Raw genomic sequence first — 12,947 nt, forward strand, 5'->3', positions numbered from 1 at the left:
CTTTCCTAAAGATAGTCATCGATTTTCAACAATCTATTAAGTTTAAACTAACTTACCTTTTTAAAAGAAGCTTTAATGCCAGCTTAATATAACCATCTGTTGTCAATTGTTCCTTTTTCAAATGCGGAATAATTTTCTTAACCTCTTTTTCTGAATATCCAAGTGCAGTTAAAGCAAGAATCGCCTCATCCATCGCTGAATCACTTTCTGCTTTAGCCACATGCTTCTCTACTGTAAATAAATCTGGAGAGAAATCTGGCATAAAATCTGCCAACTTGCCTTTTAAATCCAAAATCATTTGTCTTGCTGTTTTCTTCCCAACTCCTGGAAACTTCACTAGAAATGCTTCATCCTCTGCTTCTATTGCAGATATAACTTGACTAGGTTCTCCAGATGCGAGAATAGCCAACGCTCCCTTTGGACCAATTCCAGAAACATTTAGAAGTTTTGTAAATAATGCTTTTTCATCTGGAGAACGAAAACCATATAAGCTAATATTATCTTCTCTCACATAATGATATGTGTAAACAGTAATCTTACTTCCTGAAAACGGAGAAAATGAAAATGGATTAGGAGTTTTAATCTGATAACCAATTTCATTATTTTCGACCACGATGTATTCTGGGCCAACAAACTCTATATTTCCTTTTATATATTCGTACAAAATACTTTCTCTCCCTTATAAAGACAACTTCCATCAGCGGTGATCTTACTGTTTTGTGCAATTGAAAAATACATAGTTGTGCAGCGGGGAATGCAGAGAATTGCAACTTGACATGGAGCCTCTGCGGGCATGACTGCTAAGCCAAGAAGCCAGCTGTATCAAGGGCTGGCTTAGCCAAACAAGGCTATCATACCCGCCTCTCCATGTAAAGTTGGGCTACGCCAAATTCTCTGCAACATTGTGTATTTTTATTTTGCAAAAAACAGTGATCTTACTGCCCGTTAAGTGTGAAATAAATCCTAAAACTTATTTTATCATACTATTTTACAGAACTGCTATTATAGATGATTTTCATAATATTCTATCAAAAAATAAAAAAACAGTGACCAGAATCGACACTTTTTCTGTGCTTCTTCTGTTCACTGGTGTAATTTCTTAATTAGAAGTTTCAATTGTTGTTAAGTTTAAAGGTTTCAAGTACCTTTACATAACGATCTCTTGATTTAATTGGAATCCCCTTTTGTAAATCTTCCTGCTGTTTCGATTCCAGTTTTTTCAGATCAATTTGGAAAAACGACTGAATAATATTCTCCTTAGCTGGTTTTCCATTATAAATGGTTAAGATCCCCTCTTCATTAATTCCAAAATAACCATTTGCTTTTAACAACGGAGATATGTCATCAACCTCTTGTTTAAAAACAAGTTCCTTACTCCCCATATCTACTAGTTGCCATTTATCATACTTTGACCAGAAATCTTCCATCGACCACACTGTTTCTTCCACTGTTTCTTCACTCACTTCTCCATCTAAATAAATCCTTTTCAATACCACTTCCAATTTTTTAGGATTTTCATTTTGAGAGACGTCGCTTCCACTCTTTCCATAAACTTGCCCGTTGGATAAAAAGACAACAAGTATACTAACAAGAAGAACAGTTGAAAATAAAAGGAATCTGGTTTTCATTATAACCACCTCTTTACATTACTCACAACAGCAAACGTTATTTCCAAGGAAATAGGTTACTGTCAATCTAAAGTCTGGTTTTAAAACAACCTTACTCTCTATTATTCTCACCATAAATAATTATTTCATTCCTAATTTATAGCAATCTTATTTTAATGTTTGATTCGTCTGTCCCTCATTATGTTTAATATCTTCTATAACGAAACGAATTCCTTGTGCAACGGAAACTTTACAATGCCATCCCAATTGCAATTGTGCCTTTCTTGCTGAAATTCTGTTTTTCTCTCCTTTTTCCATGGCATAAAAGGTATCATCTTTTATGGCAGATTGAATGATTGCAACAACTTCCTTCATAGAAAACTTTTCTTCAGGACAAATATTAAATATTTCATTTTCCCCCTTATATATACTGGAAATAATCGCTTCGATTGCATCACTAATGTACAGCAAATGTTTTTTCTGCCCATCGTCATCAAATATAATAGGGGGACGATTTTCTAAAACCTTTTTAATCGTTGCTTCCATCATCCCTTCGTTCTGATTATGTATAGAAGGCTGTCCATAAACAATGGGAAATCTTAAAATTGTGTAAGAAAGATTATAAAGTGTATGGTATGTTTGAATATATTTCTCCTCAATCTTCTTCGAAAGCCCTTCAAAAAGAACCGGTTGTAACGTCATCTCTTCTGTTATTTTTCCTGTTATATCTCCATAAACGGCAATGCTGGATGGAAAAATGATTTTATTTACCTTTGCTTGCACACATGCTTCAAGCACTTCAACCGTACAAGCTATATTTTCTTCGGATTGATCAAAAGAATCTTTCATACTGTTTGAAGTAATTGTTTTATTGGATAGATGAATCACACAATTAATTTGCTGCATCATCAACAATTCCACTAATTCCCTAGAGTTGGAGAAAGTGGAGACATCACTATTTCCAAGAGATGAACATACGCTATTTTCCCTCTGGTGTTCAGCAGTTATATAATGAATCTTTTTATTTTTAAGTTCCTCCATTAGAGCATATTTCATTTCATTCTCTTGTCCACCTGTGATTAACACTCTCACTATAAATCCCTCCACTATTTAGCTTTTCGTAAACAGTTCTTTTTAACGAATAAATATTTCATTATAAAGCATAACTCTTTTTAACAGTAAATTCAACGAAAAAATTCATTATATAGAACGTTTTTCTAATAATTGCTAATTCGCTTCCTTTAATAAATTATTTATACGTTATATATGGGGAGTTATCCATTTTTATATGTTTTTTATAAAGAACAAACAGAACAAAAAACTAACTTCGAGCGAGACATTGGTTTCACCCGAAGTTAGTTTTTGGTAATTATCTATTATCTCTTGTTGGGTTCAAATCACGGAAAATATTTTCAATATTGTTGGTAATCGTTTGCTGTGGCTGACCATTTCGAATCGAACGATTGATATCCTCAATACTTGTGAAAATTCCTCTATCTGTTACAACTGAAATATCTCTTCCATTTAGAGAATCATTTAGTTTATCTTTTACATTCGCTTTTGTTTTATCTACATTCTTTGTATTTTCTACTTCAAGTGCAACTAATACATTGTCTCCATAAACGATTGAACGTGCATTTTTAACATTATCTATTTTAGCAACCGTATTAGATACTTTTTGAGCTAGTTTCGTATCATAAGAAACGCGTTCATCTCGATCATTTCTATTGATATTATCACGATTAACATTTCTATCGTTTACATTTCGAACGTTTACGTTGTTTCTGTTGTTAACGTTACGAACATTTACATCATTTCGATATCCTTCATCCCCATAGGTATGGTCCATTATTTCGGTAATAGGACCATCGTTATCTGTTGTATATCTATTACCATTATTTACTTCATGTTGTTCATTTGAGTAATATCCAATCGGTCTAGCATTATTCACACGATTTTGATCTGCAGTTTGATCCTCGTTTACACCACAGCCTGTTAATCCAAAAGTTAACGTCAAAAGAACTGGAGCGACTAATTTATTTTTACGCACAGTATTCTCCCCTTTATTTAAATCTAGAGCAAAACTTTGCTCTCTTTTATCTTCTACTGTTAGGGGAGAATCATAACTGTAAAGTCTAGCCATCCTCTTTAATCGGCTTAAATCCCTACGATTTGGCGAAGTTTATCGTAAAACTTTTTCCTTTTTTGATACTGGTCAGTTGTTAAAAAATATACTTGTTCCAATAAAACAGCATTTTTATCATTTTTATTTCTGATTAATCTATTCCATTCCCTTAGGATGTCTGTTGGATACATTAAAGCCATTAAAAACCAATCATCCTTGAAGTAATGAGCATATCCTTGCATTTTTTGTAGTTGCTGCATGGACCAGCCTATACTAGGCATAATCCGATTTGCAAACTGCAAATAATCTCCTACTCTTGGACCAATACTAATTAAATCAAAATCAATTAAATATAATTGATTTTTTACATCTCGCATGAAATTATGATGGGCAACATCCCCATGTAATATAACGTTTGATTGTGTGTTTAGATAATCTTGATTTTTTTTCACATAATGAAAAGATGTATCAGCCCATTCGATAATTTCCTCTACGGTTTCTTTTTTTAAAAAACGCTCAATTATTGGTCTATTCATTCGAAATTCTTCTAATCTTTGTTCCAATTTTTTCATTAAATCGAACGCAGGTAAAATATACTTATATATTTCAACAAGTCGTTCTGTTACTGAATAATATTGCTCTAATAATTGGAGTGCTTCCCTTCTATTCCATTTACTATTATATGTAAAGGAATCTTTATGTGGAGAAATGTATTCAATCATTCCATACACTTTCTTATCGATGATGAGTGGTTCCTCATCGAATACATAAAATTGATACGTCTGTTTAAAGCCTTCTAGCTTTATTGCCCTTGTAAAAGTCTCTTGGATTTTTAGTTTCTGATAATTATTATACCCTTTTAAAATAATCCAAAATTGCTTCGTTTTTACTAAATAAACGTCATTTCTGATTCTGTTTATTTCTAAAATTTGCGCAGGTATTTTTTTTTCTAATAAAGAAAGGAGACGATAATAAAAAGTATCGTCCCCTCTGTGATAAAAATCATAGATCACTGCTTTCGTCCTCTTGGTATCTTGGCATTCCAAATGGTGTGCCTTGATTAACGCCATACGGATTCATAAATGGTGGCTGGCCCATATTTTGATTATAAGCAGGCGTAAACACTGGAGCATTTCCTCCAGGTCCGTATACAGGTGGTGTCAGTTCTGGAGATACCGGCTGTGCAATACTTCCTTCATAAGATGGTGCATCTTGAACTAGCCCAGTGTTTTCTACTGGATAAGGCATTGGCGTATTTCCACTAACTCCTTGAGGGTAAGGAGTTGGGGACATTGGATATCCTCCCATTTCTGGAACGAATCCTTGTGGCATTGCTCCCATTCCCATACCTGGATTAAACCCTCCTGCCGGTGGATATCCTCCCATTTCTGGACCGAATCCTTGTGGCATTGCTCCCATTCCCATACCTGGATTAAACCCTCCTGCCGGTGGATATCCTCCCATTTCTGGACCGAATCCTTGTGGTGGCATTGCTCCCATTCCTATTCCTGGATTAAACCCTCCTGCTGGTGGGTATCCTCCCATTTCTGGACCGAATCCTTGTGGTGGCATTGCTCCCATTCCCATACCTGGATTAAACCCTCCTGCTGGTGGGTATCCTCCCATTTCTGGACCGAATCCTTGTGGTGGCATTGCTCCCATTCCTATTCCTGGATTAAACCCTCCTGCTGGTGGATATCCTCCTATTTCTGGACCGAATCCTTGTGGTGCTGCTCCATAACCTTGGGCTAAATCGCTTGGATAAGCTGCTTGTGGAAATGATGGAGCACCACATCCACAATCCTCTTTATAAGGAAGATTATAGGAAGGTTGAACTGGCTCTGTGTGAGTAGGAGCATATGGTTGATATGCTGTACCGGCTACATAAGATGATTCTTCTCCTTTATGGTGGTGATGTTCAACAGGCATCTGTCCATACTGAACTAATGGTTGTTGATAATACTCTTGTGGCACATGATTACCATGGGCAGGTGCCTGAAATCCTCCATTTGTATACGGAGAGTAAGAAGAGGAGGACTCTTCCCATTTGTGTTTTTCTGTATATTCTACCCCAGGAAGTGTTGGATAGGCTTGAGGCGCTACTTGTTCAACCGGTACTCCTACTGGAGGGCACACTCCCGGAGGAAAACCGCTTCCTGGCATCATTGGAGACACTTCATAACAATACGGTTGATAAGGAACAATTGGCGGACATACTTCTTGTTGAATTGGTTCCTGTTTTGGCAAAACTGGTGCAGGTATTGGTGGTGGTTGAACTTTTTTTTCTTCCAATTCCACATCAACATCCACATCAATATTTGTCATATTCATGGAATAATAATTAGTAACATCTATTTCTGGTATGATTGGAGTAGGCATTTTTGGCGTGTATGGTTTTTCCTTTGGAGCTTCTTTTTTCGGTATTTCTTTTTTGGGCATTTCTTTAACAGGCATTTCTTTAACAGGCATTTCTTTAACAGGCATTTCCTTTTTAGGCGCTTCCTTCACAATTGGCTTCATCGCTATCGGCATTTCTTTTTTCGTTCCCATAATAGGAGCTTCTTTCTTTATACTTCCTCCTGAAGTAGGGACTTTAATTTTCATGCCGGGCATAATCATATCTGTATTACTCAATTGGGAATTTAACGATTTTAACTCTTCGAAATTCACCCCATATTTTTTGGCAATTTTCCAAAGAGTATCCCCCTTCTGAACAATATGGATCTTCACTATAGATTCCCTCCTATGCATATGTCCATATAGTCTATGTTCACAATGCAAAATGGTTATCAATCTATTCAAAAATCTATGCGATTTTTTTCAAAATTATGTGTTCTGGCTACACAAAGATTGCCCATACCTTTGTCCTTCTTTTCCTAATTTTATTTATTCATTTTCCCCTTACATAAACAAATTGGTTTATTCTTTTATACATTCTTTTGGTAAAATAGAAAGAAGATAAAAGATAAAGTGAAACTTCCATCAGTGGGGTTTTCCTTCATCCCCCACTGATGGTTAGTTGAACCATTAGGACCTTTACGGCCATTAAGTATGGAATAAATAATAAGTTCTGCCTTCTGAGTGAATTAGGATTCTCCTATTCACTATTTTCTAAAAAAGTGCCTTAGCTATTAAGAGCATTACCGAATAAGCAAATAGAGTAAATTAACTTCCTGCTCGATAAAATAGTTACAAAAGGAGAGATTAGATGACCGAATCAAAAAAAATGCTAGGTGAAGAAAGAAGGGCATATATTCTTTCATTACTAAAAGAAAATAATCGCCCTTATACTGGAAGTGAGCTTTCTAAATTGACAAATGTAAGCAGACAAATAATTGTGGGTGACATTACACTTCTAAAAGCAAAAAACGAACCGATATTAGCGACTAGTCAAGGCTACTTATACCTACAGGAATCAAAACCAATGCTTTATGAAAGAATTATCGCCTGTAATCATCCACCCGAAAAAACAGAAGAAGAATTAAATATTCTTGTTGATAATGGGGTAACTGTCAAAGATGTTAAAATTGAACATCCAGTCTATGGAGATCTAACAGCTTCTATTCTCGTTTCTAATCGAAAAGAAGTTAAACAGTTTATGAAGAAAATTAAGCATACAAACGCAGCTTATTTATCAGAATTAACTTCTGGTATCCATTTACATACCATTACAGCCCATTCTATCGAGACATTAACAGAAGCAGAAGATGCTTTACGAAAGGCCCATTTTTTAATCGAAGAAGAAGCGTAACAACCAAAAAGGATAAAAACAAAAAAGAAGCTGGGACATAAGTATTTTCAACCAAATAACCCCGAACGATTATACGTACATACTAAGAAAAGTCCGTATAATTGTTTGGGGTTTTATTCATTTTATGAAAGAAGGTTTGTGGGGATCACCCGCAGCCTGAATACACTTCGCTTTCCATGGGGCAAGTTGATTTTGCTACTAAATGAGAGATTATTCGTCTTTATCTATTATATATTTTGTTTTGTCCCAGCCTTTTTCAGCTAGCTTTTTTTCTAAAGTCCTTACTTTTCTATCATATAAAAAGGGTAACTCCCAAGTGTCTTTACTTCACATCCAATTGCTTCAAGTTCAGCAATAGCACCTGGTATTAACACGTCATCCATTTTTCTATCTAAATCAATTAAAAAGAAATAATTTCCTAATCCAGTCTTTGTTGGTCTTGATTCAATTTTCACCAAGTTTAATTTTCTCCAAGCAAAAGCAGAAAGCACTTGATGTAGCGCACCAGAGCGATCAGAAGGAAGAGTGACCATTAGACTTGTTTTATAACCTGAAAAAGTACTTGTCGTTTCTGGATAATGAACAGGATTTTTTGATAAAATGAGAAATCTAGTATGGTTATTATTTGAATCATGGATATGATGTTTCACTATTTCAAGCCCATATTCTTCCGCAGTCAACAAATTCCCAATCGCAGCACCATTTATATTTGGATTTTCCTTAATAAACTGTGCAGCAGCTGCTGTGGAAGTCGTATATTCACAAGTAATTCCGTTAAATTGTGTATGTATAAATTTATGACATTGAGCGATTGCATGTGAATGACTATACATTACATCGATATCTCTCCATTTCTCTTTGCGATGCGGATGGACCATTAAATGTTGTTTAATGGGAACCGTCACTTCCCCATGAATCGGTAAAGATACTTCATGAATTAAGTAATCTAGGGTGATATTGACAGAGCCCTCTAATGTATTCTCAACCGGTACTAAAGCTACATCTACTTTATCTTCCATTACAGCATCAAGGCAATTCGGAATGGTTAAAAAGGGAATGGATTCCACCCCAGGGAATTGTTGATTTACCGCCATATTTGTAAACGTTGCTTTTGGACCTAAGTAGCCTACTTTCACCTATTTCTCCCCCTGAAAAAATTATTTATTCTGAATTTAAAACCTATAGAAGAAGAACGACTACAAAAGTTCTCTTCTAAAGAACGATGACGTCACCTAATAAAGAAGACTTCCCTCAGCGGGACCCTCTCCTCATCCTTCGCTGAGGGTTAGTTGCACTTATCGGACCTTTATGAGCGTAAATTGAAACACTTTATCCCCCTGAGCTTAAAACATCGACTTTCTCTACAAATTCAAGCATACGCAAACGCTCAAGCAGCATATCAATGGATATCTGCATCTCTGCTGTATTTAGTGAAAGGGTAACATTCGCTCTTCCTTGTAGCGGAATGGTTTGATGAATAGTCAGTACATTGCACCCAGCTGATGCAACAACACTTAGTAGTTTGGATAAGGTACCCGATCGATCTTCGATATAAAAGAATAATGTAATCAATTTTTCTTTTACTATTGTGTGGAAAGGAAAGATTGTATCGCGATATTTATAAAATGCACTGCGACTTAAATCTACTTTTTTGACTGCCTCATGCACCGATTCTGCTTTTCCTCTTTCCAATAGTTCTTTCGCATCCAATGTTTTGCGCATAGCTTCTGAAAGCACATCTTCTCTTACTAAAAAAAATTTATGATCCAGTTTACTTTCTTTCATCTGCTCACCCCTGTAAGGCATAACGGAAAATTCATTATGTATGTTTATGAAAAATTCCCCTCCCGTCTTTTTTGACGAGAGGGAATTTTCTTTTATAGATTAACTGTTTCGTAAAGTTTGTGGCAATTCCCCACAGCCAGAATACACTTCACTTTCCAAGGGGTTCATCTGTTTCGCTAATCCCCGTGACGTCTACGTGTATTCCGGCTTCTCCATATTCACCATTAATTCTTTTTCTAATGAAGAAAACAGCATTAATCCAAGCTTTCTTAATCAATAAATTCGAATTCATATTCCATTAATTTTACTATATCTCCATCTTTTGCTCCGCGTTGGCGCAGTGCTTCATCAATACCCATTCCGCGCATTTGACGAGAGAATCTGCGAACTGACTCATCACGAGAGAAATCTGTCATCTTAAATAGCTTTTCAATGCCTTCTCCAGAAAGAACAAAGCTTCCATCTGGATCTCTTGTAATATAGAATTGACGCTCGTCTACTTCATGCTTATAGACAACGCGGTGAATTCCTGCTTCTTCTTCTACTTCCTCTAATGGGAACTCAGGAGTATCCTCTAATTTATCCGCAATAGAGAAAAGAAGTTCGCGTAAACCAGATCTTGTTAAAGCAGACACAGGGAAAATTGGATAGTCTTCTTCCAATTTTTCTTTAAATACTTTTAAATTTTCCTCAGCATCTGGCATGTCCATTTTATTAGCCACAATGATTTGCGGTCTTTCCAATAAGCGAAGATTGTATTCTTGCAACTCGTTGTTAATCGTCACATAGTCTTCATATGGATCTCTGCCTTCAATAGCAGCCATATCAATGACATGGACAATAACTCTTGTACGTTCTATATGACGGAGGAACTGATGCCCTAATCCAACACCAGAATGTGCTCCTTCAATTAATCCAGGCAAATCTGCCATTACAAAACTTCTATTATCTTCTGTCTCCACCATTCCTAAATTAGGCGCGATTGTCGTAAAATGATAATCTGCAATTTTTGGTTTTGCTGCCGATACAACAGAAAGCAATGTAGATTTACCGACACTAGGAAAACCGACCAACCCAACATCTGCCAGTACCTTTAACTCTAGTGTAACATCTCTTTCTTGCCCTGGTTCCCCATTTTCTGATAATTCAGGTGCCGGGTTTGATGGGCTTGCAAAGCGAGAGTTTCCTCTTCCCCCACGACCACCACGGGCGATGACCGCTTGCTGGCCATGTTCTGTTAAATCAGCAATTACTTCTTTCGTATTCGCATCAGATACAATCGTACCAGGCGGAACTTTGACAATCATCTCTTTCGCATTACGACCATGCTGATTCTTAGACATTCCATGTTCTCCACGCGGAGCCTTAAAATGACGTTGATAACGAAAATCCATCAACGTGCGCAGACCTTCTTCGACTTGGAATATTACGTCTGCTCCTTTCCCGCCATCTCCACCAGCAGGACCACCCTTAGGGACAAATTTTTCTCGGCGAAAGGCTACCATACCGTTTCCGCCATCTCCGCCCTTCACATAAATCTTTACCTGATCCACAAACATAAATTCATTTCCTCCTATTTAAGAAAACCTTAAGCAGCATAGTTGTCTATTGTTGAACAAAAGAGCCTCCCTTTTAAATAAAGGGAAACTTCCATCAATGGGGCTTTTCCTTCCTCCCCCACTGATGGTTAATTGAACCATTCAGACGTTTACGGACAGTTGATTTCCCATCTATCTTCCTCGATCTCATAAGCTTGAGAACAGAGTCTTACTGTCCGTTAAGAAGGGGATAGATAATTAACCAACAATTCTTATTATTTACCTGTTTGCTCTCTATTCATCCAGACTTCAAAAACCAGTTCTTCCTCACTAATCTCTATATTTTTCAAAGTCAATTGCTTGGAAAACTGTTGCTGGAGAAATTGAGACATCGTTTCTCTATCTAATAGTATACCGTTAAAATCAATATACAATCGTATTCCCTCTACCATTGAATGAATGGAAATGAATAAGTGATTGTCCGCGAAAGGTTTAATATATTGATTTAACATTTGAAAAAACAATGTTGTCCATTCGGTAAGCACTTCATCTTCTGTAACTTGACATTTTTCTTCTGCCAACACTTCATATTCTAACCGAAAATAATAATTTTCCCAATTTGCAATTAATAATTTTGTTGCAAATTGCGGAATATCTAAATTAGATAATTTTGCTTCTTGTTTTGTCTCTGTAATAATCTCATTAATAATTTCTTTTACTCGATCCGGTTTATTTAAGTCCAAATTCCCTTTAATCAATTGGATTTTATTTAGCCAATCATGACGAACATGTCTTAAAAACTCTATCGTATTCCAGTCTTTATTCATTCTTGTACTCCTACCAAGGTTATTAAGTCTTAGAAGACTGCTTTAAGTAAGTATAACAAAAAATGAACCATCTATGAACAAAAACGATAATACCATAACTTCAACTGATTGAATTAAAAGACTGTTTTCGTAAAGTTTCTTGCTATAAGTATGAACCTGAATACACTTCGCTTTGAAGTCACTGAAAACTACTAGCTATTGATAATTGATCCTAGCCACGTTTTTGTTTTCCGCGGCGTCTGCTCACTTTCCATGGGGAGAGCCGCCAAGCCCTCTTAGATGGACTAAAATCTCTAATCACGTATTAATCGCTAACTTGTTTGGGATTAATTTTATAAAGAAAGGTCAAAATCGAAGTGTATGAAGGCTGCGGGAACAACAAACTATACATAAAGAGCCAAACTTTATCCTTTGATAGCATACGAAAAAGCAATTGATTACACTATTTTTCAACACTTAGACCAAAAGCAGGAAAAGGCAATAACATAGTGATATGTATATATTAGACAAGGTAGTTTCTAAGCGATCAAAAACCCTCTTGCTTATTTGTCTAAGTGTTGAAATCATCATCCACAACATATCTCGGCATCAACTAATTCATCATAAAATCTATCCCTTAACAAACAGATAGACTGACCCTAATCGAGCCAGCCTATCTAATCATTATCTTATGCTTCTTGTGCTACTGGGTATACGCTAACTTGTTTGCGATCACGACCAAGACGCTCAAATTTAACGATTCCGTCAACTTTTGCGAATAGTGTATCATCGCCACCACGACCAACGTTTACTCCTGGATAGATTTTTGTACCGCGTTGACGGTAAAGAATGCTTCCACCAGTTACTAATTGACCATCTGCGCGTTTAGCTCCTAAACGTTTAGAAATGGAGTCACGTCCGTTTTTAGTAGAACCTACCCCTTTTTTAGATGCAAAAAACTGAAGATCTAATCTTAACATTTCGTTCCACCTCCTATTTAATTATAAGTGATAGTTACGTATTTACCATAGTCTCTTTCAATTGTTTCTAAAGATACAATCATTCCTTCTAAAAGAAGTTGAATTTTAGCTCTTGTTTCTTCCGAAATATTTTCAGGAATCGCACAAGAAATAAAACCTCCATCTTTCCCTTGCTTTATAATAGGAGTTATACCAGTAAGTGAAATAACCGCATTGATGCTCCCAAAAGAAACAGCTGATACTCCAGCACACACGATATCATTCCCACTATTTGCAAAAAGAGCATGACCGCTTATCGTAAACGCATGAATGAGCCCATCGTTCGATTTGTCAATCGTAATTTCGATCATACAAC

12 protein-coding genes and 1 pseudogene are annotated in these 12,947 nt (G+C 36.2%); 1 reads left to right on the plus strand and 12 read right to left on the minus strand.

Annotated features, from left to right (window positions below; genetic code table 11):
* Positions 1–52: 52 nt before the first annotated feature.
* From ruvA to safA, 6 genes and pseudogenes are all read right to left on the minus strand, one after another.
* Positions 53–664, minus strand: a complete 612-nt coding sequence (gene ruvA, locus NKG37_RS24135; RefSeq protein ID WP_016201683.1) for a Holliday junction branch migration protein RuvA — start codon at positions 662–664, stop codon at positions 53–55.
* 448 nt (positions 665–1,112) lie between these two features.
* On the minus strand, positions 1,113–1,628 hold the full coding sequence (locus NKG37_RS24140) for a BofC C-terminal domain-containing protein (protein WP_254415460.1): 516 nt from the start codon (positions 1,626–1,628) through the stop codon (positions 1,113–1,115).
* A gap of 147 nt (positions 1,629–1,775) precedes the next feature.
* Positions 1,776–2,699 (minus strand): NAD-dependent epimerase/dehydratase family protein, encoded by a 924-nt coding sequence (locus NKG37_RS24145; protein WP_254415461.1) that lies wholly within the window; start codon positions 2,697–2,699, stop codon positions 1,776–1,778.
* 277 nt (positions 2,700–2,976) lie between these two features.
* Complete coding sequence (locus NKG37_RS24150; protein ID WP_016201686.1) at positions 2,977–3,750, minus strand: YhcN/YlaJ family sporulation lipoprotein; 774 nt, start codon at positions 3,748–3,750, stop codon at positions 2,977–2,979.
* A 14-nt stretch (positions 3,751–3,764) separates the two neighbouring features.
* Positions 3,765–4,745, minus strand: a complete 981-nt coding sequence (locus tag NKG37_RS24155) for a phosphotransferase (protein WP_254415462.1) — start codon at positions 4,743–4,745, stop codon at positions 3,765–3,767.
* Between the two features lie 1,546 nt (positions 4,746–6,291).
* Positions 6,292–6,462 (minus strand): annotated as a pseudogene (safA, locus tag NKG37_RS24160) (SafA/ExsA family spore coat assembly protein); the annotation flags it as partial.
* Between the two features lie 478 nt (positions 6,463–6,940).
* Between safA and NKG37_RS24165 the strand changes: the two are divergent.
* Positions 6,941–7,483 (plus strand): transcription repressor NadR, encoded by a 543-nt coding sequence (locus tag NKG37_RS24165; protein ID WP_169188892.1) that lies wholly within the window; start codon positions 6,941–6,943, stop codon positions 7,481–7,483.
* 281 nt (positions 7,484–7,764) lie between these two features.
* Here NKG37_RS24165 and pheA read toward each other — a convergent pair whose 3' ends face one another.
* The 6 genes from pheA to NKG37_RS24195 all read right to left on the minus strand — a co-directional run bounded on the left by pheA (position 7,765) and on the right by NKG37_RS24195 (position 12,942).
* Positions 7,765–8,619 (minus strand): prephenate dehydratase, encoded by an 855-nt coding sequence (pheA, locus tag NKG37_RS24170; protein ID WP_169188893.1) that lies wholly within the window; start codon positions 8,617–8,619, stop codon positions 7,765–7,767.
* A 193-nt stretch (positions 8,620–8,812) separates the two neighbouring features.
* Positions 8,813–9,268, minus strand: coding sequence for an ACT domain-containing protein (locus NKG37_RS24175; RefSeq protein ID WP_101730743.1), 456 nt, complete (start codon positions 9,266–9,268; stop codon positions 8,813–8,815).
* Positions 9,269–9,537: 269 nt separating this feature from the next.
* Positions 9,538–10,827 carry a GTPase ObgE gene (obgE, locus tag NKG37_RS24180; protein ID WP_016201694.1) on the minus strand — a complete coding sequence of 430 codons (1,290 nt, stop codon included), beginning with the start codon at positions 10,825–10,827 and terminating at the stop codon, positions 9,538–9,540.
* A 254-nt stretch (positions 10,828–11,081) separates the two neighbouring features.
* The gene (locus NKG37_RS24185; protein WP_016201695.1) at positions 11,082–11,633 is read right to left on the minus strand and encodes a Spo0B C-terminal domain-containing protein; all 552 of its coding nucleotides are present in this window, start codon (positions 11,631–11,633) and stop codon (positions 11,082–11,084) included.
* Positions 11,634–12,301: 668 nt separating this feature from the next.
* The gene (gene rpmA, locus NKG37_RS24190) at positions 12,302–12,592 is read right to left on the minus strand and encodes a 50S ribosomal protein L27 (protein ID WP_016201696.1); all 291 of its coding nucleotides are present in this window, start codon (positions 12,590–12,592) and stop codon (positions 12,302–12,304) included.
* A gap of 17 nt (positions 12,593–12,609) precedes the next feature.
* Complete coding sequence (locus NKG37_RS24195) at positions 12,610–12,942, minus strand: ribosomal-processing cysteine protease Prp (protein WP_016201697.1); 333 nt, start codon at positions 12,940–12,942, stop codon at positions 12,610–12,612.
* Between the last annotated feature and the right edge of the window lie 5 nt (positions 12,943–12,947).

This window comes from Niallia sp. RD1 (assembly GCF_024219955.1).
In the GTDB taxonomy this organism is placed as follows: domain Bacteria; phylum Bacillota; class Bacilli; order Bacillales; family Cytobacillaceae; genus Niallia; species Niallia alba.

What these genes read in the sequence shown, in the direction of transcription:
- rpmA (WP_016201696.1), bottom strand. Translation starts at nt 12,592, where the DNA reads ATGTTAAGATTAGATCTTCAGTTTTTTGCATCTAAAAAAGGGGTAGGT.
- NKG37_RS24165 (WP_169188892.1), top strand. Translation starts at nt 6,941, where the DNA reads ATGACCGAATCAAAAAAAATGCTAGGTGAAGAAAGAAGGGCATATATT.
- obgE (WP_016201694.1), bottom strand. Translation starts at nt 10,827, where the DNA reads ATGTTTGTGGATCAGGTAAAGATTTATGTGAAGGGCGGAGATGGCGGA.
- NKG37_RS24175 (WP_101730743.1), bottom strand. Translation starts at nt 9,268, where the DNA reads ATGAAAGAAAGTAAACTGGATCATAAATTTTTTTTAGTAAGAGAAGAT.
- NKG37_RS24195 (WP_016201697.1), bottom strand. Translation starts at nt 12,942, where the DNA reads ATGATCGAAATTACGATTGACAAATCGAACGATGGGCTCATTCATGCG.
- NKG37_RS24150 (WP_016201686.1), bottom strand. Translation starts at nt 3,750, where the DNA reads ATGGCTAGACTTTACAGTTATGATTCTCCCCTAACAGTAGAAGATAAA.
- NKG37_RS24140 (WP_254415460.1), bottom strand. Translation starts at nt 1,628, where the DNA reads ATGAAAACCAGATTCCTTTTATTTTCAACTGTTCTTCTTGTTAGTATA.
- NKG37_RS24185 (WP_016201695.1), bottom strand. Translation starts at nt 11,633, where the DNA reads ATGAATAAAGACTGGAATACGATAGAGTTTTTAAGACATGTTCGTCAT.